Source organism: Terrabacter sp. Ter38 (assembly GCF_024519435.1).
GTDB lineage: Bacteria > Actinomycetota > Actinomycetes > Actinomycetales > Dermatophilaceae > Terrabacter.
The window spans coordinates 1-23,553 of record NZ_JALJRZ010000009.1 but is presented as its reverse complement, the minus strand read 5'-3'; the positions used below and the strand labels follow the sequence as shown (position 1 = coordinate 23,553).

The window sequence follows — 23,553 nt, the reverse complement described above, 5'->3', positions numbered from 1 at the left end:
CGCACCTACGCCTGACATCCACCGGAGCGGGGCCGCAGCTGTCGAGAACCGTCAGGGGAACCAGACGAGCTTGACGACGGCGACGAGGCCGATGGCGATGATGAGACCGCGGAGGACGTTCGGCGGGATGCGCCGGCCCACCCCTGCCCCGATGATGCCGCCCACGAAGGCACCGACGCCGATGAGGAGGACGATGAGCCAGTCGATGTGGTCGCGCGCGAAGAGGATGAACACCCCTGCTGCGACGACGTTGACGACGAGCGCGAGGACGTTCTTGTAGCCGTTGAGCCGCTGCAGTGGCTCGAGGCTGAGCGCGCTGAGCAGGCCCATGAGCAGGACCCCCTGGGCCGCCCCGAAGTAGCCCCCGTAGACGCCGGCGGCGAAGACACCGGCCGCCATCGCCGGCGCGTGCCAGCGGGGCACCGCCCCCTCGACCCCCTCCCGGTGGACCCTGGCCTGGATGTGCGGGCCGGCGACCACGAGCACGAGCCCGATGAGGATGAGCACCGGGACGATCGCCCGGAACGCCGCAGCGGGCAGGACGAGCAGCAGTCCAGCCCCCACGACCGAGCCGAGGAACGACATCGGCATGAGGCGGCGCAGGGTGCGCGCCTGGCCGTCGAGCTCCCTGCGGTAGCCCCACGCCCCGGTCACGCCCCCGGCGACGAGGCCGATGTTGTTCGAGACGTTGGCGACGAGCGGGTTGACCCCGAAGAAGAGCAGCGTCGGGAACGTGATGAGCGTGCCCGACCCGACGATCGTGTTGATGATGCCGGCCCCGGTCCCGGCCAGCGCGATGGCGACAGCGGACCAGAACGACACCCGGTCACCCTACAGAGGGCGACCGGGTGTCGTCGGGGCGGTGTCGCCGGAAGTGTCGGTCAGCGTCCGGTCGGGGGCTCCGGCGGTGCGCCGGGCAGGTCGTCCGCGGATGCCGGAGGCATGACCGGCGGCGTGGCGGCGGGCGGCGGGGGCACGTCGGCGCCTGAGTGCAGCGGTGGCTGCTGGCGACCCATGGGAGCGGCGTGCTCGGTCGACTCGGCGCTCGCCTGCGCGGCCTGGCCACGGGCCTCGGCCAGCGCCTTGGCGGGATCCTCGAGCACCGTCTCGGCAAAGGCGTTGTCCACGGCGTCGCCGGTGTCGACCCACTGCTCCTCGTCGTCGACCATCGGGCCCTGCTCGCTGCCGCCGAGTGCGTTGCCGATGCCCTTGAGCGCATCGGTCAGCTCGGACGGGATGATCCACATCTTGTTGGAGTCGCCGCGAGCGAGCTGCGGCAGCACCTGGAGGTACTGGTAGGCGAGCAGCTTCTGGGTGGGCTTGCCGCGATGGATCGCAGCGAACACCTGCTGGATGGCGCGGGCCTGGCCCTGGGCCTCGAGGATGCGGGCCTGCGCCGAGCCCTCGGCCCGCAGGATCTGGCTCTGCTTCTCACCCTCGGCGGTGAGGATGGCCGACTGCTTGAAGCCCTCCGCGGTGAGGATCGCGGCACGACGGTCGCGCTCCGCGCGCATCTGCTTCTCCATCGTCTCCTGGACCGAGTGCGGCGGGTCGATGGCCTTGAGCTCGACACGGTTGACGCGGATGCCCCAGTTGCCGGTGGCCTCGTCGAGGACGCCGCGCAGCTGGCCGTTGATCTGGTCGCGGCTCGTCAGGGCCTGCTCGAGGTCGAGCGAGCCGATGACGTTGCGCAGCGTGGTGACCGTCAGCTGCTCGATGCCCTGGATGAAGTTGGCGATCTCGTAGACGGCGGCCTTGGCGTCCGTGACCGAGTAGTAGATGACGGTGTCGATATTGACGACGAGGTTGTCGCTGGTGATGACGGGCTGCGGCGGGAAGGTCACGACCTGCTCACGCAGATCGATGTTCGCACGAACCTTGTCGACGAACGGGATCAGGAAGTGGATACCTGCCGTCAACGTCTTGTTGTAGCCGCCGAGTCGCTCGACGATCTGTGCCGTCTGCTGCGGCACGATGCGCACGGTGCGCAGCACGACCACGAACGCCACGACGACGATGAGAATCGGAATGATGAGTACCGGGTCCACGACCTTCTCGACCTTCTCCCTGTGCGGTCCGCGCTCCCCCGAGGAAGCACGGTTGGTGCGGGCGGATCGGTCGATCCGCTCGTTGGTTCGGCGGCGTCGCCGGGCGCGGAGCCGGAGGCCGGCTCAGCTCCCCACGACGCGGGCGCGGCTCACGATCGCGGTGGCGCCGTCGATGGAGTCGACGACGACCTCCTCGCCGGGCTCGATGTCGTCGCCGAGCGTGCGTGCCGACCACGTCTCGCCGGAGAGCTTGACCCGGCCCCCGGCCGGGTTGACACGGTCGATGGCGATGGCCGAGCGGCCCACGTGGGCCGCGGCGCCCATGAGCTGTTGCGGCGTGCTGGCCGAGAGGCGGTTCTTGAGCCACGGACGCACGATCGCGAGGAGGGCGACGGCCACGAGGGCCGCGACGATGGCCTGCACCACGGGGGGCGCCCCGAACGCCGCGGCGATCGCTGCGCCGACGGCGCCACCGGCGAGCATGAGGAAGGTGAAGTCGACCGTGACCGCCTCGATGGCGACGAGGACGAGAGCCACCGCCACCCAGACCATCCAAGCCTGTCCCTCGACCACGTGCCCCCACCCTGCCTTCGTCCGCCTCGGCAACGGGTCCCGATGTCCCGTGCGTCACTCCTGTGACGTACTCGATTCTGCCTCAGTTCCCTCTCGGGGCCTACGGATCCCGGGTGGGGACGGGTTGCGATCAGGACTCGGCGCGCGCCGACCACCGCTCTCCGTGCTGCTCGAGCACGAGGGGCAGCCCGAACGTCGCGCTGAGGTTCTCGGCCGTGAGCGTCAGCGGGATGGGGCCGGCCGCGACGACCTTGCCGTCGCGGATCATGAGGACGTCGGTGAACGACGGCGGTATCTCCTCGACGTGGTGAGTCACGAGCACCATCGCCGGGGCCTCCGTGTCGGCGGCCAGGTCGGCGAGCCGTCGCACGAGGTCCTCGCGACCGCCGAGGTCCAGTCCGGCGGCCGGCTCGTCGAGCAGCATCAGCTCGGGGTCGGTCATCAGGGCCCGCGCGATCTGCACGCGCTTGCGCTCCCCCTCGCTCAGCGTGCCGTAGGCCCGGTCGGCGAGGTGCTCGGCTCCGAGCGTCCTGAGCAGCTCCATGGCGCGTACGTAGTCCACGTGGTCGTAGGTCTCGCGCCAGCGGCCGATGATGCCGTAGGACGCGGTGACGACGACGTTGCCGACGAGCTCGTCACCAGGGATCCGCTCGGCCATCGACGAGCTCGCGAGACCGATGCGTGGGCGCAGCTCGAAGACGTCGACGGCGCCGAGCACCTCGCCGAGGACCCCGGCGACCCCCGAGGTCGGGTGCAGCCGCGCCGCGGCGATCTGGAGCAGGGTCGTCTTGCCGGCACCGTTGGCGCCCAGCACGACCCAGCGTTCCCCCTCCTCCACCTCCCACGTGACGTCGTCGAGGAGCGTCGAGGCACCGCGACGAACCGTGACTCCGGCGAAGGCGAGGACGTCGCTCATGGCTCGACCCTATGGCAAGGCCTCCGGAGCCGACGCGGCGGCGCACCCTACGATGACGGGGTGTCCGAGCTGCCCGCGTCCGTGCGCCTCGCGCTCTGGGTGACGGCCTCGTGGCGTGGCGACCTCGCGACGACGGAGGCGCTGGCCCGGGCCTTCCCGGACCTCGACCACGTCGCGGGCGACCTGGCCCGGCTCGACGTCTGGCGGGACCTCGGCGAGCGCGCCCTGTTCGTGGCGCTCCCCCGTCCCGGCGACCTGAGCCGTATGCCGCGTGGCTCGTCCGCGGCCACGGCACACGCCGCGGACGCCGGGGAGTGCGTCTTCGTCGCGGGCATCGGCGGGGTCCTCGTGCCGACGCTCTCGGAGTTCGGGCCGGAGGGTGACGTGGGCGTCCGCGCCGACTGGACGGCCTACGAGGCGGACCCGCTCCCCCGGCACCGCATGGAGATGCTCGACCTCCGGGACATCGAGCGCGACCTCATGGTCCGCCTCCGTGACCACACGGTGCGCTTCGAGGAGGTGGGCGGCCACCCCTGGGGTGACGAGGCGCGCGCCGAGGCGCAGGCCGACCTCGACACGACGCTGTGGGGCATCCCGTCGGCGACGTCCGGACGCGCCCTGCGGATCATGGCCCTGTCGGCGAACCTCTCCCGCGTGGCGCACCGCAACGCCGGCCGGACCTCGCTCGGGTCGAGTGGGCTCGACGCGGTGACCACGGCGAACCGGACGCGGTTGTTGCGCGACCTCGCCGCCGACGCCGACGCCGCACTCGCCGACGCGACCAACGTCGCCGTCATGTCCATCGCAGGCTGGCGCCCCGCCTGAGAGCCGGTGCGCTCGACCACCCGGCTACGCCTCGGGAGCGGACGCTTCGAGCTGCGCGAGCACCGCTCGCGCGTAGGCGCGTTCGGCGTCGATGTCGGCATGGCGTCCGACCGCGCCGTCACGCCCGCGGGCCGACACGGCATACCCGCCCTCGAGCTGTTCGAGCGAGACGAAGGACTCACCGAGCAGGTCACGCAGCTGGTCCTCCCTCGGCAGCCACACGGCCTTGTCCTGCTCGACGCTGTCGAGGGCCCATTCGGTCGTGCCGTTGAAGCCGATGACGTCGCCCGTCGTGAAGTGGTGGACGTCCACCGTGATCTCGCTGATGACGAAGACGTCGTCCTCCATGCCGCTGACGGCCACGACGAAGCGGTCGCCCGAGACGGGCTTCCACGCGAGTCCCGCGTCGGAGAGCCGGCGGGCGAGCTCGAGGGTCAGCATGGCACCCATCGTCACATCCCCCCGGGACTTCGCCAAGCAACCCTAGATTTGGTCCATGACGGAACACCCAGACCTGCAGCCACTCGACGAGAGCACCTTCGAGACCGTCCTCTGCGTCGTGGCGCATCCCGACGACCTCGAGTACGGCACGGCCGCCGCCGTCGACCGGTGGGTGCGGGCCGGCAAGACGGTGACCTACCTGCTGGCCACCCGGGGAGAGGCGGGCATCGACACGCTGCCGCCCGAACAGGCGGCCCCGCTGCGCGAGCAGGAGGAGCGGGACGGGGCCGCCCGGGTCGGCGTCGACGTCGTGGAGTTCCTCGACGGCTTCACCGACGGGGTCGTCGAGTACGGCCTCCCGCTGCGGCGCGCCATCGCCCGCGAGATCCGGATCCGCAGGCCCGACCTCGTCATCACGTCGACGTACGCCGACCGTTTCCCGGGGGGCTTCGCCAACCAGGCCGACCACCGGGCGGTGGGTCTCGCCGTCGTCGATGCCAAGGCCGACGCGGGCAACCGGTGGATCTTCCCCGACCTCGTCGAGGAGGGGCACGACCCCTGGCAGGTCGCCCGGCTGCTCGTCGTGGCCGACCCCGAGCCGACGCACTTCGTCGACGTCTCGGAGCACTTCGACGCGGCGGTGGCCTCGCTGTCGGCGCACGACGCCTACCTCGCGGCGCTCGGACGGGACTACCCGAAGCCGGCCGACCTGCTCGGGATGATCCTCGGGGGCCCGTCGGAGGTCGTCGGGGTGCCGTATGCCGTGACGGGCCGACTCATCGGCGGCTGACCTGAGCGGCGGGGTCGGAACCCCTAGCCCAGCGCTCCGACCGCCGTCCGGATGGCTGCCAGGTCGTCGGCGGTGACACCCTCCGGACGCATCACGGCATTCCAGGCGTCGACGTACTCCGTCGTGTACTTGTGGCCGTGCCCGGCAGGGACCCCGGTCGAGAACGGGAGGTCGGCGGTCACCTGCCAGAAGGTCACGAACGGCATCCAGAACATGCCCTGGAGCACGTCCTTGCCGGCCGCCTCACCGATCCAGTCGGGCTCGTTGAACACGAGGTGGGGGCTCCACCACACGATGGGGTCGGACGGGTGCATGAGGTAGAGGACGCGCGTGCCGTCCCATGGCTGGCCCTCGGGTGGGATCGAGGCGGCCGGATCGGTCGCGAACCGCACCGTCCGACCGTTCTTGTAGACCGGCTGGATCTCGGGGCTGCCCGGGTCGCGGTGGTCGCTGAACTCACGGAACAGCGTGTTGAAGTTCGGCGGCCCGGCGAAGACCGTGCCGGCGGTCCGGTTGCGCAGGTCGTACTCGCCGCTGAAGGCGGTCTCACCGCCGAACGTCCCGAGGCTCTCGCCCGACACGTACAGCTTCGGCCGGGAGTCCTGCGGCAGGCGTGACCACCGGTCGTAGACCGCGTCGAAGAGCGCCCGGCCCGCCTCGCGCGCCTTCGACTGGTCGACGAGGAAGGAGAGCCACGAGGGCAGGTAGGAGTACTGCATCCCCACCGTGGCCGCGTCGCCGCCGGTCAGGTACTCGAACGGGGCGACCAGGGCCGGGTCGACCCAGCCGCTGCCCGTCGTCGTCACGACGAGGAGGTTCGTCCGCTTGAACCCTCCGGCCCGCTCGAGGTCGTCGACGGCCAGGGCCGCCCGTTGCTCCGTGTCATCGGCCGAGTCCAGGCCGGCGTACGCGCGGATGGGCTCCTGCGCGGGCTGGTGCACGACCTTCTCGATGTCGCTCGCGGTAGGCCCCGTCGCGGCGAACGTCCGTCCTTCCCGTCCGAGCGACTCCCACGGGATCTTCGAGCCCGGGCCGCCCGAGCGGAGCCCCGTCGTCGGCTTGACGACGCCCTCCTGCGTGATCGTGTTGCTCACCGAGAAGGCCTCGTCCATCGCGCCGACGAGCCCGTCGATGAGGACGCCGCTGACGACGAGGTAGGTCATCGTCGTGACGAGGACCCAGCCCGTGGCCCCCGCGGCCCGCCGTCCGAATCTCCGGCTCAGCAGGTCCGCGACCCAGTGGTAGACGCGTCGGATACCGCGGCCGATGAGGAGGAACAGCGCGAAGAAGAACACGGCGACGAAGGGAGAGAGCACGACGAGGGCGATGTTGTAGTCGGTCACCCCCATGAGGCTCCGGATCTCGTGCTGCCAGTACTGGCCGAGACCGAAGAAGACGACCAGCAGCACCCCGCCGCCGATGAACAGGGCACGCCAGGACGAGGACCTGGGCTCTCGTGGCTCCCGATCCGCGAAGGCGCGCCACAGCCAGGCGCCCAGGACCCCGAGGCCGTAGCCGATGGATGCGGTGATCCCGCAGACCAGGCCCTGGATGAAACCACCGCGCGGGAGCAGGGAGGGGGTGAACGACAGCGCGGCGAAGAGGACCGCGCCCCAGCACCCCGGGAGGGTGAAGTGGAGCAACCGCCGGAGCCGTCCGGAGCGCCGCTCCGGCCCGTCCGCCTCGTCGACCGAACCGTGATCGCCGGCGGTCAGCGCATCGTTGCCAGCCACGTCAGTTGCCATCTCAGCTCGTTCCGGTCAGCGGGACGGAGGTGCACTCACGTGGAACGCTCCCACACGTGGCGCTCGCGAGCACGCGAAACGCCGTACGGGCGGCCGAACCCCGGGATCAGCGCCGGACGTCGGGTTGCGACTCCTCGCGGAGTCGAGGCTCCGTGCGTCTCTCGGGGTGGATGCCGCGCTTGTCGCGGTAGAACGCCCGCACCTTGTCCATGTCGGCGACCACGTCTGCCGTGGCGGTCATGGTGGGGCCGAATCCCGCTGTGCGAGACGGCCCGTCGATGAAGGCGAGGGCGATGGGCAGACGGGCTGACCGCGCGATGCGCCAGAAGCCCGACTTCCAGTAACCGCCCTTCGTGCGGGTGCCCTCGGCGGCCAGGATCAACAGGAACGGCTCCCCGCTCCGGGCCTCTCGCACCAGTCGCCGCACGACGTCGCCCGGTTGGTCGCGATCGATCGGGATGCCGCCGAGGCGCGGCAGGAGCCACCCCATCGGCCCACGGAAGAGCTCCTTCTTGATCAGGACCCGGGGTGTGACGCCGCCCCGCCACATGACGAGGAGCATCATCACGAAGTCCCAGTTGGACGTGTGCGGTGCACCGACGACGACGCCGGTGCGAGGCACGTCCCCCACCGCGGTCCACCCCGTGAGGCGCAGCACGAGGCTGGCCAGTCGACTCCTCATGGCGTTTCCTCTCCGGCTGCGGCGGTGGCCCGCCTCCTCCAACCTACGCGAGGTGCCACGCGTCAGGGGCCGAGGACCGATCGGTAGACCTCGAGCGTGCGGTCGCCGATGGAGGCCCACGAGAACGAGTCGACCGCCCGCTGCCGCCCGGCGCGACCGAACGCGCGGGCCCGGTCGACGTCGGAGACGGCGTCGGTGAGTGCGGCGGCGAGCTCGGCGACGAAGGCGTCGGGGTCGACCGGCGTCCCGGTCCCGTCCTGCACCTGCTCGATCGGCACGAGCCACCCGGTCTCGCCGTCGACGACGACCTCGGGGATGCCGCCGGTGGCAGTGGCGACGACAGCGAGCTCGCACGCCATCGCCTCGAGGTTGACGATGCCCAGCGGCTCGTAGACGGAGGGGCAGGCGAAGACGGTGCCGTGGCTCAACAGGGCGACGACCTCGTGGCGGGGCAGCATGTCGGGGATCCAGACGACGCCCTCACGCTGCGATCGCAGCTCGTTCATGAGTCCCTCGACCTCGGCGAGGATCTCGGGGGTGTCGGGGGCACCCGCGCAGAGGACGATCTGGACGTCCGGAGGCAGGAGCGCGCAGGCCCGCAGCAGGTAGGGCAGACCCTTCTGGCGGGTGATCCGACCGACGAAGACGACCGACCGCTGGTCGGGGTCGACGCCGTGTCGCCGGACGACCTCGACGGCCTCGTCCGAGCGGTCAGCCGACCACAGCTGCGAGTCGATCCCGTTGTGCACCACGTGAACCCGCGCCGGATCGAGCGAAGGGTAGCTCTTGAGGATGTCCTCGCGCATGCCCGCGCTGACCGCCACGACGGCGGCGGCCGACTCGTACGCGGTGCGCTCGGCCCACGAGGACACGCGGTAGCCGCCACCCAGCTGCTCCGCCTTCCACGGGCGCATCGGCTCGAGCGAGTGGGCGGTCACGACGTGCGGCATGCCCCCGAGGAGCGACGCGAGGTGGCCGGCCATGTTGGCGTACCAGGTGTGCGAGTGGACGAGGTCGGCGCCGACACAGTCGCCCGCCATGCTGACGTCGACGCCGAGCGTCTGCATCGCGGCATTGCCAGAGGCGAGCTCGGGAAGATCGGCGTATGCCGTCGTCCCGGCCTCGTCACGCGCCGCGCCGAAGCAGCGCACCCGGACGTCGATGTCGCCGCGGTCGCGGAGTGCCCGGACGAGCTCTGCCACGTGAACACCCGCACCTCCGTAGATGGCCGGCGGGTACTCCTTGCTGAGGATGTCGACGCGCACGTTCCGACCCTAGTGCTGCATCCATCCCGCGGAGCGGAAAGCTCGGCCGATCTTGCGTGCTGAACCTGTCGGCGGCCTGACGGCTGCCCTAGGGTGGCGCTCATGGCCCGACGAAGCCCAGCTGCTGGTCCGAAAGTCCTCGCGATCGTGCTCGCTGGCGGTGAGGGCAAGCGGTTGATGCCGCTGACCGCCGACCGGGCCAAACCCGCTGTGCCGTTCGCGGGTATCTACCGCCTCATCGACCTGGCCCTGTCCAACGTCGTCAACTCCGGCTACCTCCAGGTCGTCGTCCTGACGCAGTACAAGTCGCACAGCCTCGACGCGCACGTGACGAAGACGTGGCGCATGTCGACGCTCCTCGGCAACTACGTCACGACCGTCCCGGCGCAGCAGCGCGTCGACAAGAACTGGTACCTCGGCAGCGCCGACGCGATCTACCAGAGCCTCAACCTCATGCACGACGAGCGCCCCGACATCGTCGTCGTCGTGGGCGCCGACCACGTCTACCGCATGGACTTCAGCGCGATGGTCGAGCAGCACATCGAGACGGGTGCGGCCTGCACCGTCGCGGCGATCCGCCAGCCGATCTCGCTTGCCGACCAGTTCGGCGTCATCGAGGTCGACGACGCCGACCCGTCCAAGATCGCGGCCTTCCTCGAGAAGCCGAAGGACCCCAAGGGCCTGCCGGACAACCCCGCCGAGGTCCTCGCGTCGATGGGCAACTACGTCTTCACCGCCGCAGCCCTCGAGGCGGCCGTCATCGCCGACCACGACAACGAGGCGAGCAGCAACGACATGGGCGGCGACATCGTGCCCTACTTCGTCGGCCGCGGTGAGGCGGGCGTCTACGACTTCAAGAACAACGAGGTGCCCGGCGCCACCGACCGCGACCGCGGCTACTGGCGCGACGTGGGGACCATCGAGTCCTACTACGACGCCCACATGGACCTCATCTCGATCCACCCGGTCTTCAACCTCTACAACTACGACTGGCCGATCTACACCAGCCACAGCCCCTACCCCCCGGCGAAGTTCGTCCACGGCAGCGGCGACCGCATCGGCGAGGCCCTCAACTCGGCGGTCTCGCCGGGTGTCGTCGTGTCGGGGGCGCACATCTACGCCTCGGTGCTCTCTCCCCTCGTCAAGGTGCACTCCTACGCCAGCATCCAGGGGTCGGTCCTGCTCGACGGCGTCGAGGTGCACCGGCACGCGCAGATCCGCCGGGCCATCATCGACAAGAACGTCGTCATCCCGGAGGGATGCCAGATCGGCATCGACCACGAGCACGACCGGGCACGCGGCCTCCACGTCACCGAGACCGGGATCGTCGTCGTGGGCAAGGGCCAGATCGTCACCCGATGAGTACCCCGTTGAGTCCCCGCCCGACGACATCTGCGAGGGTCTTCCCATGACGTCCACCGCCACGAATCCCCCTGTCAGCGCGACCGACTCACGGCCGGCGCGCGTCGGGATCCAGATCCCGCCGCAGCACGCGACGTGGGCACAGATCCGACACACGGCCTCGACGCTCGAGGAGATGGGTGTCGACGTCCTGCTCAACTGGGACCACTTCTTCCCGCTCAGCGGCGACCGCGGGGGCCAGCACTTCGAGTGCTGGACGATGCTCGGCGCGTGGGCCGAGTCGACCGAGTCCGTCGAGATCGGCGCCCTCGTGACGTGCAACAGCTACCGCAACCCGAGCCTGCTGGCCGACATGGCGCGGACCGTCGACCACATGAGTGAGGGGCGCCTCATCCTCGGGATCGGCTCCGGGTGGGCGCAGCTCGACTACGACGAGTACGGCTACGAGTTCGGCACCGCGGGCGGGCGTCTCGACGACCTGGCGCGCGATCTGCCGGTCATCCGCGACCGGTGGACCCGGCTCAACCCCACCCCGACGCGCGACATCCCCATCCTCATCGGCGGCGGCGGCGAGAAGAAGACGCTCCGGATCGTCGCCGAGCACGCGGACATCTGGCACGGCTTCGGCGGTCCCGAGGAGATCGCCCACAAGCACCGCGTCCTCGACGAGTGGTGCGCCCGCCGCGACCGCGACCCCCTCGAGATCGAGCGGTCGGCCGGTGTCGCCTTCGTGCCGGGCCGCAACCCCGTCCAGGCGGGCGACTACGCGAGCAACGCCCAGCAGCTCCACGACATCGGGACCCGGCTGTTCACGGCGAGCGTCGCCGCGGCCGACCCGGACCTCGCGCGCGTGCGCGACCTGCTCCAGTGGCGCGACGAGGTCAACGGAGTCAGCGCGTCGTGACGTGCTGACCGCGACCTTCTGGGGACTCGTCGGTGGCGCCGCGCTTCTCGTCGGCGCCGTCCTCGGGCTCTATGCCCGTGCGTCGTACCGCGTCATCGGCCTCGTCATGGCCTTCGGTGCCGGCGTGCTCATCAGTGCGGTCGCCTTCGAGCTGACCGAGGAGGCGTTCCACTCCGCCGGCGCGGCGCCCGTCGTCGTCGGGCTCGTCAGCGGGTCGGTCGTCTTCTTCGTCGGCGACTGGTTCATCGACCGTCGAGGTGGCCACCGGCGCAAGAGCCCGACCGGAGGCCCGCAGCAGGGTGCGGGCGCGATGGCGCTCGTCCTCGGGGCCCTGCTCGACGGCATACCGGAGTCGGCCGCGATCGGCGTCAGCGTCCTCGGCGGAGGCGGGGTCGGGATCGCCATGGTCGCGGCGGTGTTCCTCTCGAACGTCCCCGAGTCGATGTCGGCCAGCGCCGGCCTCAAGCGGGCCGGGCGCTCCGCTCGCCAGATCCTGCTCCTGTGGCTCGTCGTCATGGTGGTGTCGGGTCTTGCCGCCGGTCTCGGCTACGTCCTGCTCGAAGGTGCGTCGCCCGCCGTCGTGGCGGGGATCCAGACGTTCGCGGCGGGAGCCATCATCACGATGCTCGCCGACACGATGATGCCCGAGGCCACCGAGCACGCCGGGCGCCTGGTGGGTCTCGTGACGATGCTCGGCTTCGCGCTCGCGTTCCTGCTCAGCGCCTTGGGCTGACTCCCGCCCGACTCGAGCGGACGGCATACGCTGCCGGCATGACGGACGACGTCACCGGCCGTATGCCGGAAGGTGACGCGGGAGCGCCCCGGCGCTCACTACCCTGACGCGGGTGACCGAAGTGAACAGCACGGACGGAACGGACATCCAGACCCTGAGCGTCACCGTGACGGGGGACGACCGGCCAGGTGTCACGGGGACCCTCCTCGGAGCGCTGTCGGGAGTGGACGCGGAGGTCCTCGACATCCAGCAGGTCGTCGTGCACGGGCACCTCACCCTGACCGTCCTGCTGCGACCCGGCGCCCACGTCGACCAGCTGCGCGACGCCGCCGCCGTCGCCGCCCACCGTCTCGGGCTCGCCCTCACGGTCGTCGAGGGCACCGGCGTCAACGCGCGCTCGCGGCAGGGTCGCGCGGCCGTCGTCGTCCTCGGCGCGCCGCTCAGCGCCGACGCCGTCTCGCTCGTCACGACCCGGATCGCCGACCACGGCGCCAACATCGACCGTATCCGCCGCCTCTCGCGCTACCCCATCACGACGGTCGAGTTCGACATCTCCGGCGCCGACCTGCCGTCCCTGCGCACCGAGCTCGCCCTCGTGGCGACGTCGGAGGGCATCGACATCGCCGTCGCACCAGGCGGGCTCGCCCGGAGGGGCCGGCGACTCGTCGTCCTCGACGTCGACTCGACGCTGATCCAGCAGGAGGTCATCGAGCTGCTCGCCGCCCACAGCGGTCGTCAGGCGGAGGTCGCCGAGGTGACGGCCCGCGCGATGGCGGGTGAGCTCGACTTCGAGGAGTCCCTGCGCGCCCGGGTGGCGACCCTCGCGGGCCTGCCCGAGTCGGTCCTCGACGAGGTGCGCGAGTCGGTCCAGCTGACACCCGGCGCACGGACGCTCGTGCGCACGCTCAAGCGCCTCGGCTTCACCGTGGGTCTCGTCAGCGGCGGGTTCATCGAGATCGTCGGCGAGCTCGCGGACGACCTCGGCATCGACCACGCGCGCGCCAACCGGCTCGAGATCGAGGACGGCCGCCTCACCGGACGTGTCGTCGGCGAGGTCGTCGACCGGGCCGGCAAGGCGCGGGCCCTGCGCGAGTTCGCCGAGCAGGAGGGTCTTCCGCTCAGCCGCACCGTGGCCATCGGTGACGGCGCCAACGACCTCGACATGCTCGACGTCGCCGGCCTCGGAGTCGCCTTCAACGCCAAGCCGATCGTGCAGGAGCAGGCCCAGACCGCGGTCAACGTGCCCTACCTCGACTCGGTGCTCTACCTGCTCGGCATCTCCCGCGAGGAGATCGAGGAGGCGGATCTGGACGACGGCACGCCGACCCAGGCTCCGCCGGTCCCGCACGCCGGTCACTAGGCTGGCGCGATGCAGTCCGTGGCCCCTTCGTCCCTGACCCCGAACCCGAACGGCGTCCGCCGCACGCTGCTCATCATCGGGGGTGCCGAGGACCGGATCGGGCGGTCGGTCGTGCTCAAGCGCTTCGTGAAGCTCGCCGGCGGGCGGCGGTCGCACATCGTCCTCATCCCGACGGCGTCGTCGTACGCCGACGAGGTCTCCGAGGCGTACCGCGACGTCTTCACCCGGCTGCGGGGCGGCGAGTACTCCGTCGTGCACCCCGAGACCCGCTGCGACGCCAACGACGAGGCGATGGTCGAGGCCCTCGACACCGCGACCGGCGTGTTCATCACCGGCGGCAGCCAGGTCAAGCTCGCCCAGAACATCGTCGGCACGCCTGTGGGCGACGCCGTGGTCCGGGCCTACGAGCGCGGCGCCGTCGTCGCCGGCACGTCGGCCGGCGCCTCGATCATGAGCCGCTACATGATTTCGCTCGGCGAGGAGGGGCTGACGCCCAAGCAGCGGGCGAGCCAGATCTCGGCCGGCCTCGGGCTCGTCGAGGACGTCATCATCGACCAGCACTTCGACCAGCGTGGCCGCTACGGCCGGCTCATGTCCATGGTCGCCGCCTCGCCCAACCTGCTCGGCATGGGGATCGACGAGAACACCGCGGCCGAGATCCGTGGGGGCAGGGTCATGTCGGTCATCGGGGCCGGATCGATCTTCGTCGTCAACGCCCGCAACGCCATCACCGACGCCCCCGACGCGCGTCGCGGTGCGCCCCTGCTCGTTTCGGGCGCGGTCGTGCACTCGCTGCCCACGGGCAGTACGTTCGACCTGGACCACGTCGAGCTGACCGCGTTCGTCGAGCGTCACCCCGACATCGAGGGTGCGGTCGTCCCGGCCAAGGTCCGTGCGGCGCGCTCGTCGACGAGCAGCGCCGCCCACTGAGTCCCGTTCGTCCCACCGCACCGAAGCGCACCAACGGTCGACGGGTATGCCGCACGGCACGACCCGTACGACCCCGTAGGAGGAGATCCATGGCCGTCGAGGTACCCACCCCCACAGGCCCGGCTCGACCGGACCTGAAGATCCTCGAGACCCGGATCTACCGCGGACCCAACGTCTGGTCCTACCAGCAGGCCGTCCACCTCGTCGTCGACCTCGGCAGCCTGGAGGAGTACCCCACGGTCTCGCTGCCCGGGTTCACCGACCAGCTCATCGAGCTCGTCCCCGGGCTCGAGCGCCACACCTGCTCACTCGGTCGACGCGGCGGGTTCATCGAGCGGCTGCGCGAGGGCACGTGGCTCGGCCACGTGGCCGAGCACGTCGCCCTCCAGCTGCAGACCCTCGCCGGCCACGACTCCCGCCGGGGCAAGACCCGTGCGGTCAAGGGCAGGCCGGGCCAGTACAACGTCGTCTACAGCTACACCGACGAGACCGTCGGGGTCGCCGCGGGCAGGCTCGCCGTGCGCCTCATCAACCACCTCGTCGGGCCCGAGGACGGCTTCGACTTCGAGACGGAGTTCAACGCCTTCCTGCGCCAGGCCGAGCGTGTCGCGTTCGGTCCCTCGACGGCCGCCATCCTCGAGGAGGCCGCGTCCCGCGACATCCCGTACATCCGCCTCAACTCCGCCTCGCTCGTCCAGCTCGGGCAGGGCGTGCACGCCCAGCGCATCCGGGCCACGATGACCTCCAAGACGGGCGCGCTCGCCGTCGACATCGCGAGCGACAAGGACCTCACGACCAAGCTCCTCGGCTCCGCCGGCCTCCCCGTGCCCAAGCAGGAGGCCGTGCGCACCCTGCGGGGAGCCGTGGAGGCGGCGCGCCGCATCGGGTTCCCGGTCGTCGTCAAGCCGCTCGACGGCAACCACGGCCGCGGGGTGTGCCTCAACCTCATGAGCGACGAGGACGTCGAGAGGTCCTACGACATCGCCAAGGCCGAGTCTCGTCGCGGCACGATCATCGTCGAGTCCTTCGTCACCGGTCGCGACTACCGCTGCCTCATCGTCGGTGGGCGGATGCAGGCGATCGCCGAGCGCGTCCCAGCGCACGTCATCGGCGACGGCACCCACACCGTCGCCGAGCTCGTCGAGATCACCAATGCCGACCCGCGCCGTGGCGTCGGGCACGAGAAGGTGCTGACGAAGATCAAGGTCGACGCCAACGCGCTCGAGATCCTCGCGGGCCAAGGCCACTCGACCGAGTCGGTGCCCGACGAGGGCGAGATGGTCAAGCTGGCCCTGACCGGCAACATGTCGACCGGTGGCATCTCGATCGACCGCACCTTCGACGCCCACCCGGACAACGTCGAGATCGCCGAGGAGGCCGCCCGCATGGTGGGGCTCGACGTCGCCGGTATCGACTTCATCTGCCCGGACATCACCTATCCCGTGCGTGAGACGGGTGGCGCGATCTGCGAGGTCAACGCGGCGCCCGGCTTCCGCATGCACACCCACCCGACCGTCGGCGAGCCGCAGTTCATCGCCAAGCCGGTCGTCGACCTGCTCTTCCCGCCGGGCGCCCAGTCACGCGTGCCGATCGTCGCCGTCACCGGGACGAACGGCAAGACGACGACGTCGCGCATGATCGCCCACATCTTCAAGGGTCTCGGGCGCAAGGTCGGGATGACCTCGACCGACGGCGTCGTCATCGACGAGCGGCTCGTCATCAAGGCCGATGCCTCGGGCCCGCGCTCGGCCCGGATGGTGCTCCAGAACCCCCGCGTCGACTTCGCCGTCATGGAGGTCGCCCGGGGCGGCATCCTCCGCGAGGGCCTCGGCTACGACCGAAACGACATCGCGGTCGTCACCAATGTCGCTCCAGATCACTTGGGGCTCAAGGGGATCGACACCCTGCGACAGCTCGCCGACGTCAAGGCCGTCATCGTCGAGGCGGTGCCGCGCGACGGCTTCGCGGTGCTCAACGCGGATGACCCGAACGTGCGTAACATGCGCCGGCGGTGCTCGGGCGGCATCGTGTGGTTCTCGATGGCCGAGCCCGGCAGCGAGACGCGTGAGTTCGTCGACGACTACTGTCGCCGCGGCGGCCGTGCCGTCGTGCTCGAGCCGAGCGAGCGTGGCGAGATGATCGTCATCAAGCACGGTCGGCGCAGCATGCAGCTCGCCTGGACCCACCTGCTCCCGTCGACGTTCGGTGGCGCGGCTCGGTTCAACGTCGCCAACTCGCTCGCCGCCGCAGGAGCCGCCTTCGCCGCCGGAGCCCCGCTCCACGACATCCGACAGGGCCTGCGGACCTTCGCGACGACGTACTACCTCTCCCCCGGCCGCCTCAACCTCGTCCAGGTCAACAACGCCGACGTGTTCGTCGACTACTGCCACAACGCGGCCGGCATGAAGGAGCTCGGCGCCTTCGTCGACCGCTACGCCGACCAGAAGCAGCGCCAGGCCGACCTCGGCAAGACCTCACGCATCGGCATGATCGGCGCAGCGGGCGACCGCCGCGACGACGACATGCGCGAGCTCGGCGCGGTGGCGGCCCAGCACTTCGACGTCATCGTCATCCGCGAGGACGAGCGCCTGCGCGGTCGCAAGCCCGGCGAGACGGCCGAGCTCGTGGCCGAGGGCGCGCGCGCCGCGATGAAGGAGGGCGCCCGCTGCCGTCAGGTCGAGATCGTCCTCGACGAGCTCGACGCCACCCGGCACGTGCTCGCCCGCACCAACCCGGGCGACCTCGTCGTCATGTGCGTCGACCAGCACGCCCTCGTCGTCGCCGAGCTCGAGGAGCGCACGAAGCACGCCCAGGCGGGGGCCCGCATCGGCACGGCCGCGGCGGCCACGAGCGACCCCGACCTCGACCCGAGCACCCTCACCGAGACCGCCGAGGCCGACGGCGACGAGGCCGAGGAGGAGGCGCTCGGTGCCGTCCCGTCGGAGTCGCAGCCGGACCACGCCGACGACACCGCCATCTGACGCGGGTCGACGCCCGCACAGCCTGCGGCGGGAAGTGCGCCACGGCGCACTTCCGGTAGCCTTCGCGTGCTGACCCCGACCGAAACTGCGCCATGGCGCGCTTGGACGCCGGACGGTGCGCCACCGCTCACGCACGTGCGCCGTGGCGCGCTTTGCTGCCGGTTTCGCGGCCCGGACGCCTTACAGAGTGCGCCGTGGCGCACATTCATAGGCGCACGGTGCCGGCTGGGCCTGCTGGGCCTGCTGGGCCTGCTGGGCCTGCTGGGCCGGCTGGGCCGGCTGGGCCGGCTGGGCCTGCTGGGCCTGCTGGGCCTGCTGGGCGCTGGCTGCTGGTCAGTCGGTGACGGGGGCCAGCTCGTCGGCGTAGGCCCGCAGTGCGCGGCGGTAGGCCTGGGTGTCGACGTCGGTCGTCGCCTCGAGGGTGGAGCGGATGAGATCGGCGAGGGCCTGCCGCTCCTGACCGAGATCGGCCTGCACGAGCGCCTTGAGCATGAGCGCCGCCGTGTTGTGCGGACGAGCCTCGAGGACGTCCGCAACGAGGTCCTGTGCCTCGGCGGTCCGGCCCACGACGCGCAGGCTGGAGGCCAGCTGGAGCTGCGCCCGGTGCCGGTGGGGCTCACGAAGGCCCCCCGCAAGCGCCTCCTCGTAGAGACCGATGGCGCCCTGCTCGTCGCCCATCGCGTCCTTGACGCCGGCGAGCTCGAAGACGAGGCGCGGGTCGCCCGGGTGGCCGTCGACGAGCTCCTGGGCGGCAGCGAGCCGCGCCGGCTCGTCGTCGCCCTCCCACAGGCCCGCGATCTCCGCCTCGAGCTCGTGCTCACCGCGCGCGGCGACGACCTTGCGCCGGATCGAGCGGGCGTCGTCGACCCTGCCGCCGTGTTCGCGGATCCAGTCGTTGACCTCGGTGCGCTCGGCGTGGCACATGAGCGCGATGACGTCGCCGTCGAGCGCGTGCGGCACGAGGGCCTCGAAGGACTCGAGCTCGGTGTCGTACCCGGGCACGTCGAGGACCCCCACCTTGGCCAGGCCGTCGCGGAAGAGACCGAGCAGGTCCTCGGGCTCGCGCCCGCGAAGGTAGTGGCGCGCGAGCTTGAGGACGACCTCCTCGGCGCCGCGGCCGGCGATCTCACCCATCGCGACGATCGCCTCGTCGGCGCGGTCACCCGCGCAGCCGAGGCCGAGCCGCACGGCGCCGCCCGGCGCGGCGAGCCCGCGGGCGACGTCGAGCAGTGCCTCGAGGCCGGCCTCGTTGTGGGCCATGTCCATGATGACCGTCGCCTTGCCGCCGCCCGGCAGTGGCAGCGAGTACGTGTTGAGCCGGCCCCAGTTGTGCTCGGGGTCCGGCGCGAAGGTGCGCAGACCCTCGACGACGGCTGAGCGCGGGACACCGAGCCCCAGGGCGGCGGCCGCACCGGCGAGAGCGTTGGCGATGTTGTTGCGCGACAGTCCGCTCAGCGTCATCGGGACGTCGACGATCTTGACGAGGCGGTCCGGGTCACCGTTGGGCGACAGGACGACGATCTCGCCGTCGAGGACGGTGATGCCCCGGCCACCGGAGTTGATCGACTCCCAGAGCGCAGGCGACGCGGGGTCCAGGCTGAAGGCCCACGGCTTGGCCTTGATGCCGAAGCGCATGGCCCACACGCGGGGGTCGTCGCCGTTGAGGACGACCCAGCCCTGTGGCTTCGTGACGGTGGTGACGATGGCCTTGACCTCGGCCAGCTGGTCGAGGGTGTCGATGCCCTGCAGACCGAGGTGGTCGGCGCTGACGTTGGTCACGACGCTGACGTCGTTGGCGGTGACCCCCATGCCCTTGAGGAGCATGCCTCCACGGGCGGTCTCGAGGATCCCGATCTCGAGGCCGGGCGTCTCGAGCACTCCACGCGCACCCGCCGGGCCGGAGAAGTCGCCCTCCTCCTTCGTCTCGCCCATGACGACGACGCCGTCGGTCGAGCTCCAGGCGGTCTTGAGACCGGCGCTCATGCACATGTGCGCCATGAGGCGGGTGGTCGTCGTCTTGCCGTTGGTGCCGGTGACCGACGCGACCGGGACGGTCGGCGTCAGCACGCTGGGCGCCGGACCGTCAGGCGCAGCCAGGATGACGGCCGCGGCGGCCTCGATCACCTCGTCGGCGCTGCGCGAGCGGTCGAGCAGCCCGGCCATGACGGCACCGAACTGCTCCCCCGCGACGCGACCGCGAGTGCGGTGCACCCACGGGAAGGCGAGCACGACGTCGTCGACGGTCTGACCCGCCCGCACGCGTACGCCCAGGCGCCCGGCGCCGATCTCGGTGCCGACGCGACGCGTCACGGTGCGGATCACCCGCATGACGAACCGCTGGCGCAGGGCGGTGCCCCGCTTGCCCGGTCGGGCCGAGCGCATCCCCAACCGGCGGGCCAGGGCCTCGGCGTCGGCGCGCTTGAGCTCGAGGAAGCCTGGCACGTGCAGGATGACCTTGATCGCCGGCCGGGAGAAGTAGAGGTTGGGCCCGTCGAGCACCCTGACCTCGTCGACCCGCACCGGTTCGACGGGCACCGGCGCCGCCTCGGGGTCGGTCGTCGTCAGGGGGCTGGACTCGGTCCCGGCGTGAGGCATGGGCAGGACTCTAGCGAGAGGATCCGTGGAGCTGCGCGCTCACTGCCCCATCGCGTGGACGCCGCCGTCGACGTGGACGATCTCGCCGGTCGTGGCCGGGAACCAGTCGGAGAGCAGCGCCGCACAGGCCTTCGCCGCGGGCTCCGGGTCGTTGACGTCCCAGCCCAGTGGTGCGCGGTCGTCCCAGACCTTCTCGAACTGCTCGAAGCCAGGGATGGACTTGGCCGCCGTCGTGCGGATCGGGCCCGCCGCGACGAGGTTGCAGCGCACGTCCTTGGGGCCGAGGTCGCGGGCGAGGTAGCGGTTCGTCGACTCGAAGGCGGCCTTGGCGACCCCCATCCAGTCGTAGACCGGCCACGCGAACTTCGCGTCGAACGTGAGACCGACGACGCTGCCGCCCTCGGACATGAGCGGCAGGGTGGCGACCGCGAGCGACTTGAGGCTGTACGCCGAGATCTGGAGGGCCGTCGAGACGTCCTCCCACGTGCCCTCGAGGAAGTTGAAGGCGCCCTGCGGCGCGAAGCCGATCGAGTGCAGCACTCCGTCGAGGCCGTCCACGTGCTCGCGCAGCCGTTCGGCGAGGGTGTCCAGGTGCTCCTGGTCGGCGACGTCGAGCTCGATGACGACGGGCGTCTCGGGCAGCCGTTTGGCGATGGTCTGGGTGATCTTCATCGTCCGGCCGAACGAGGTGAGGACGACCGTCGCACCCTCCTGCTGGGCGATCTTCGCGACGTGGAACGCGATCGAGCTGTCCATGAGGACACCGGTGATGAGGAGCTTCTTGCCTTCGAGGATTCCCATGCCTGCGACTTTCTCGTGTGGGTGGGCACGCTTGCTGCACAACGCTCGTGACGGCATACCAACGTATGCCGTCGGGTGGGCTCAGTGCCCCATGCCGAGGCCGCCGTCGACGGGGATCACCGCGCCGGTGATGTAGCCGGCGTCGTCGCTCGCGACGAAGCGCACGACCGACGCGACCTCCTCCGGGGTGGCGAAGCGACCAGCCGGGATGTTGGCGAGGTAGGCCTTCTTCTGCTCGTCGGGCAGGACGGCCGTCATCTCTGTGTCGATGAAGCCGGGTGCGACGACGTTGGCGGTGATGCCGCGGCCACCGAGCTCGCGAGAGATCGAGCGGGCGAGCCCGACCAGGCCGGCCTTGGACGCGGCGTAGTTGGTCTGGCCGGGCGAACCGTAGAGGCCGACGACGCTGCTGATGAGGACGATGCGGCCACGGCGCTTGCGGATCATGCCGGTGGCCGCGCGACGCGCGCACCGGAAGGCTCCCGCGAGGTTCGTGTCGATGACGGAGTCGAACTCGTCGTCGCTCATCCGCATGAGCAGGGTGTCGCGCGTGATGCCGGCGTTCGCGACGAGGACCTCGACGGGGCCACCGAAGATCTCCTCGGCGGCGGTGAAGGCCGCGTCGACGGAAGCCGAGTCGGTGACCTCGCAGATGACGCCCTGCAGGCCCTCAGGCGGCTCCCCGGAGCGGTGCGTGATGACGACGTTGTCGCCGGCGTCGGCGAAGGCCCTGGCGATCGCCAGGCCGATGCCGCGGTTGCCTCCGGTCACGAGCACGTTGCGCGCCTCGGTCGTTGACACTGTGCGTTCCTCCGTCCGTCCGGCCTCTGCCGGGTCGCTGCCTTGCCCCGAAACCTAACGGACTACCGAACGGTAGACAGCACGGTGCCGCGGGCGTGGGACGGGCTTATGGTTGAAGGGTGCCAAGAGCCAAGAACGAACCGGTCGTCTACTCCGTCACCTCGGCGTCGACCTCCACGACGGACGACCAGGACCAGCGCGTCCGCCGCTACCTCACGATGATGGGCATCCGCATCGTGTGCTTCGGCCTGGTCTTCGTCACCTCGGGCTGGCTGCGCTGGACCGCCATCCTGGCCGCGGTCTTCATCCCCTACGTCGCCGTCGTGCTTGCGAATGCCGTGAGCCCGCGCCAGCCGGGCAGCATCCAGTCGGTCGTGCCCCGCGACGACACGCAGCGCCTCGAGCAGTGAGCGGTCCGCTCTCCCTGTCGCCCACGGGCGACCCTGACGTCGAGCACGTCTGCAGCGCCAAGGGCTGCCGCGCGACGGGCGTTCACGCGGTCATCTGGAACAACCCGAAGCTGCATGCCGCGGACCGACGCAAGGTGTGGCTGGCGTGCGACGACCACGAGAAGTCGCTCGCTGACTTCGTGGCGCTGCGGGGCTTCCTCATCGAGGTCGTCCCCGTCGAGGCGCTCACCGACGCCGACGGCTGAGCCCGAGCTTCAACCAGCCATCAGGCCCGGTGCAGGCCCGACTGCACCACCCGCCGGGTCGCGGCCGGATGGTCGGCGAGCCGATCAGCGGGTCGGACGGGCCGGGGTTGCAGGTCACCGCCGCAGTTCGGACACCTGCCTCCCAGGCACGTCTCGACGCACCGCGCGCACCATGTGCACTCGAAGGTGCAGATCATCGCCTCCGTCGACTCGGGAGGCAGGTCGCGGTCGCAGCACTCGCAGCTCGGGCGCAGGTCCAGCACCGCGCCAGTGTCGCAGCGATCGCGTGCCGGTGGCGTCATGCGACCGGTTGGTGTGCAGGTGTCACCATCCAGCTGCTCCCGGCCACGCAAGAGGGGCAGCCGCCCGCCGTCGCGACGGGCTCGGGAGTCCTCCACCCACGCCCTCACGTCCTGCCCGGTGTGGCTGGCGGTGCGGCCGGTCGAGTCGTTGAGGGTGACGCTGCACCGGCGATCGTCCCGATCCCACCCCTCCCAACGATCCCACCTGCGACCGGGTGCACCTGCGGCCGTGATGACCTCCGGATGGTGGGTCGGGTCCTGTGCGTGACGACGGTGCCACCCGGCCCAGCCGTTGAACTGCTGCTTGGCGTCCTCTGACCAGGCGCGCGGGGATCGCGTCGTTCCAGGCGCTCGGAGCGGATGTCGTCCGCGACGTCGACAAGGGACACGGCCAGGTCCAGCCGTGTCGCCTCAGGGGTGGCCAGCAGCTCGCCGATCGGCGACTGGCCCGCCGGCACGAGGTCGGTGCCGTCCTGCTCGAGCTCGATGTCGTGAGTGACCCAGCGGTGGAGCACGAGCTGGCACCAGGCGGTGTCCGCGTCACCGGGGACTCCGAGCTCGTCGCTGTCACGCACCGAGACGCCCGCGACCGACCCACACCCGAGGATGCTGGCGGTGGTCTTGCCCGAGCAGCTCGACCCGGTCACGCGAAGCAGCATGCCGAGCAGACAACGCCGTCCGGCCTGGGCAGCGCACCCGGATTTCCGGCCGAACCACGCCCTCGGTGCGGCTCCGACGCGATCGCCGCCCGACCAGCCTGCACTGGCGGCGGGTGCGGCCGGTGCGGCGCGTGCGTGCGGGCGGGCGGCGCGGACGGGCGGCGCGGGCGGGCGGCGCGGACGGC

At 71.0% G+C, this 23,553-nt stretch carries 22 protein-coding genes; 10 read left to right on the top strand and 12 right to left on the bottom strand.

Annotated elements, in window-relative coordinates; translation table 11 throughout:
- Positions 1 to 51: 51 nt before the first annotated feature.
- From NR112_RS17035 to NR112_RS17020, 4 genes are all read right to left on the bottom strand, one after another.
- On the bottom strand, positions 52 to 822 hold the full coding sequence (locus NR112_RS17035) for a sulfite exporter TauE/SafE family protein (protein WP_256795493.1): 771 nt from the start codon (positions 820 to 822) through the stop codon (positions 52 to 54).
- A gap of 59 nt (positions 823 to 881) precedes the next feature.
- On the bottom strand, positions 882 to 2,048 hold the full coding sequence (locus NR112_RS17030; RefSeq protein ID WP_256795492.1) for an SPFH domain-containing protein: 1,167 nt from the start codon (positions 2,046 to 2,048) through the stop codon (positions 882 to 884).
- 123 nt (positions 2,049 to 2,171) lie between these two features.
- Positions 2,172 to 2,621 (bottom strand): NfeD family protein, encoded by a 450-nt coding sequence (locus tag NR112_RS17025; protein ID WP_256795491.1) that lies wholly within the window; start codon positions 2,619 to 2,621, stop codon positions 2,172 to 2,174.
- A 130-nt stretch (positions 2,622 to 2,751) separates the two neighbouring features.
- Positions 2,752 to 3,537: an ABC transporter ATP-binding protein gene (locus NR112_RS17020; RefSeq protein WP_256795490.1), complete on the bottom strand. Its 786-nt coding sequence runs from the start codon at positions 3,535 to 3,537 to the stop codon at positions 2,752 to 2,754.
- Positions 3,538 to 3,597: 60 nt separating this feature from the next.
- Between NR112_RS17020 and NR112_RS17015 the strand changes: the two genes are divergently transcribed.
- Entirely contained in the window at positions 3,598 to 4,362 is a 765-nt protein-coding gene (locus NR112_RS17015) for a hypothetical protein (protein WP_256795489.1), read from the top strand.
- A gap of 24 nt (positions 4,363 to 4,386) precedes the next feature.
- Here NR112_RS17015 and NR112_RS17010 read toward each other — a convergent pair whose 3' ends face one another.
- The gene (locus NR112_RS17010; protein WP_306217358.1) at positions 4,387 to 4,812 is read right to left on the bottom strand and encodes a pilus assembly protein CpaE; all 426 of its coding nucleotides are present in this window, start codon (positions 4,810 to 4,812) and stop codon (positions 4,387 to 4,389) included.
- 46 nt (positions 4,813 to 4,858) lie between these two features.
- On the opposite strand from NR112_RS17010, the gene NR112_RS17005 reads away from it, so the two are divergent.
- Positions 4,859 to 5,593, top strand: coding sequence for a PIG-L deacetylase family protein (locus NR112_RS17005; RefSeq protein ID WP_256795488.1), 735 nt, complete (start codon positions 4,859 to 4,861; stop codon positions 5,591 to 5,593).
- Positions 5,594 to 5,616: 23 nt separating this feature from the next.
- Here NR112_RS17005 and NR112_RS17000 read toward each other — a convergent pair whose 3' ends face one another.
- From NR112_RS17000 to glgA, 3 genes are all read right to left on the bottom strand, one after another.
- Positions 5,617 to 7,338 (bottom strand): alpha/beta-hydrolase family protein, encoded by a 1,722-nt coding sequence (locus tag NR112_RS17000; protein ID WP_256795487.1) that lies wholly within the window; start codon positions 7,336 to 7,338, stop codon positions 5,617 to 5,619.
- Positions 7,339 to 7,444: 106 nt separating this feature from the next.
- A complete protein-coding gene (locus NR112_RS16995; protein WP_256795486.1) occupies positions 7,445 to 8,020 on the bottom strand; it encodes a 1-acyl-sn-glycerol-3-phosphate acyltransferase in 576 nt (191 codons plus the stop codon).
- A gap of 62 nt (positions 8,021 to 8,082) precedes the next feature.
- A complete protein-coding gene (gene glgA / locus NR112_RS16990) occupies positions 8,083 to 9,285 on the bottom strand; it encodes a glycogen synthase (RefSeq protein WP_256795485.1) in 1,203 nt (400 codons plus the stop codon).
- A gap of 102 nt (positions 9,286 to 9,387) precedes the next feature.
- Here glgA and glgC point away from each other — a divergent pair, with 102 nt between their 5' ends.
- The 6 genes from glgC (at position 9,388) to cphA (ending at position 17,555) form a co-directional block, all read left to right on the top strand.
- The gene (gene glgC / locus NR112_RS16985; protein WP_028785591.1) at positions 9,388 to 10,647 is read left to right on the top strand and encodes a glucose-1-phosphate adenylyltransferase; all 1,260 of its coding nucleotides are present in this window, start codon (positions 9,388 to 9,390) and stop codon (positions 10,645 to 10,647) included.
- A gap of 46 nt (positions 10,648 to 10,693) precedes the next feature.
- A complete protein-coding gene (locus NR112_RS16980; protein ID WP_256795484.1) occupies positions 10,694 to 11,551 on the top strand; it encodes an LLM class F420-dependent oxidoreductase in 858 nt (285 codons plus the stop codon).
- A gap of 1 nt (position 11,552) precedes the next feature.
- Positions 11,553 to 12,284: a ZIP family zinc transporter gene (locus NR112_RS16975; RefSeq protein ID WP_256795483.1), complete on the top strand. Its 732-nt coding sequence runs from the start codon at positions 11,553 to 11,555 to the stop codon at positions 12,282 to 12,284.
- A gap of 112 nt (positions 12,285 to 12,396) precedes the next feature.
- On the top strand, positions 12,397 to 13,644 hold the full coding sequence (serB, locus tag NR112_RS16970) for a phosphoserine phosphatase SerB (RefSeq protein ID WP_374512808.1): 1,248 nt from the start codon (positions 12,397 to 12,399) through the stop codon (positions 13,642 to 13,644).
- A 9-nt stretch (positions 13,645 to 13,653) separates the two neighbouring features.
- Positions 13,654 to 14,574 (top strand): cyanophycinase, encoded by a 921-nt coding sequence (locus NR112_RS16965; protein WP_256795482.1) that lies wholly within the window; start codon positions 13,654 to 13,656, stop codon positions 14,572 to 14,574.
- A gap of 89 nt (positions 14,575 to 14,663) precedes the next feature.
- Positions 14,664 to 17,555 carry a cyanophycin synthetase gene (gene cphA / locus NR112_RS16960; protein WP_256795481.1) on the top strand — a complete coding sequence of 964 codons (2,892 nt, stop codon included), beginning with the start codon at positions 14,664 to 14,666 and terminating at the stop codon, positions 17,553 to 17,555.
- Positions 17,556 to 17,888: 333 nt separating this feature from the next.
- Here the strand turns inward: cphA and NR112_RS16955 are convergent, their stop codons facing one another.
- From NR112_RS16955 to NR112_RS16945, 3 genes are all read right to left on the bottom strand, one after another.
- A complete protein-coding gene (locus tag NR112_RS16955) occupies positions 17,889 to 20,150 on the bottom strand; it encodes a tetratricopeptide repeat protein (RefSeq protein ID WP_256795480.1) in 2,262 nt (753 codons plus the stop codon).
- A 39-nt stretch (positions 20,151 to 20,189) separates the two neighbouring features.
- On the bottom strand, positions 20,190 to 20,951 hold the full coding sequence (fabI, locus tag NR112_RS16950) for an enoyl-ACP reductase FabI (RefSeq protein ID WP_256795479.1): 762 nt from the start codon (positions 20,949 to 20,951) through the stop codon (positions 20,190 to 20,192).
- Between the two features lie 81 nt (positions 20,952 to 21,032).
- A complete protein-coding gene (locus NR112_RS16945) occupies positions 21,033 to 21,752 on the bottom strand; it encodes a beta-ketoacyl-ACP reductase (RefSeq protein ID WP_020144159.1) in 720 nt (239 codons plus the stop codon).
- 119 nt (positions 21,753 to 21,871) lie between these two features.
- Here NR112_RS16945 and NR112_RS16940 point away from each other — a divergent pair, with 119 nt between their 5' ends.
- Both NR112_RS16940 and NR112_RS16935 read left to right on the top strand, forming a co-directional pair.
- Entirely contained in the window at positions 21,872 to 22,162 is a 291-nt protein-coding gene (locus NR112_RS16940) for a DUF3099 domain-containing protein (protein WP_056757006.1), read from the top strand.
- Positions 22,159 to 22,407, top strand: a complete 249-nt coding sequence (locus NR112_RS16935; protein WP_256795478.1) for a hypothetical protein — start codon at positions 22,159 to 22,161, stop codon at positions 22,405 to 22,407. Before NR112_RS16940 ends, NR112_RS16935 begins: the two co-directional genes overlap by 4 nt.
- Positions 22,408 to 22,427: 20 nt before the next feature.
- Here the strand turns inward: NR112_RS16935 and NR112_RS16930 are convergent, their stop codons facing one another.
- Positions 22,428 to 22,709 carry a DUF1272 domain-containing protein gene (locus NR112_RS16930; protein ID WP_256795477.1) on the bottom strand — a complete coding sequence of 94 codons (282 nt, stop codon included), beginning with the start codon at positions 22,707 to 22,709 and terminating at the stop codon, positions 22,428 to 22,430.
- Positions 22,710 to 23,553 lie beyond the last annotated feature (844 nt).

Excerpts from the sequence above, each read along its gene's own strand:
- NR112_RS17020 (WP_256795490.1), bottom strand. The coding sequence starts at position 3,537 with ATGAGCGACGTCCTCGCCTTCGCCGGAGTCACGGTTCGTCGCGGTGCC.
- NR112_RS17010 (WP_306217358.1), bottom strand. The coding sequence starts at position 4,812 with ATGGGTGCCATGCTGACCCTCGAGCTCGCCCGCCGGCTCTCCGACGCG.
- NR112_RS17005 (WP_256795488.1), top strand. The coding sequence starts at position 4,859 with ATGACGGAACACCCAGACCTGCAGCCACTCGACGAGAGCACCTTCGAG.
- NR112_RS17000 (WP_256795487.1), bottom strand. The coding sequence starts at position 7,338 with ATGGCAACTGACGTGGCTGGCAACGATGCGCTGACCGCCGGCGATCAC.
- NR112_RS16995 (WP_256795486.1), bottom strand. The coding sequence starts at position 8,020 with ATGAGGAGTCGACTGGCCAGCCTCGTGCTGCGCCTCACGGGGTGGACC.
- glgC (WP_028785591.1), top strand. The coding sequence starts at position 9,388 with ATGGCCCGACGAAGCCCAGCTGCTGGTCCGAAAGTCCTCGCGATCGTG.
- NR112_RS16980 (WP_256795484.1), top strand. The coding sequence starts at position 10,694 with ATGACGTCCACCGCCACGAATCCCCCTGTCAGCGCGACCGACTCACGG.
- NR112_RS16965 (WP_256795482.1), top strand. The coding sequence starts at position 13,654 with ATGCAGTCCGTGGCCCCTTCGTCCCTGACCCCGAACCCGAACGGCGTC.
- cphA (WP_256795481.1), top strand. The coding sequence starts at position 14,664 with ATGGCCGTCGAGGTACCCACCCCCACAGGCCCGGCTCGACCGGACCTG.
- NR112_RS16955 (WP_256795480.1), bottom strand. The coding sequence starts at position 20,150 with ATGCCTCACGCCGGGACCGAGTCCAGCCCCCTGACGACGACCGACCCC.
- fabI (WP_256795479.1), bottom strand. The coding sequence starts at position 20,951 with ATGGGAATCCTCGAAGGCAAGAAGCTCCTCATCACCGGTGTCCTCATG.
- NR112_RS16930 (WP_256795477.1), bottom strand. The coding sequence starts at position 22,709 with ATGACGCCACCGGCACGCGATCGCTGCGACACTGGCGCGGTGCTGGAC.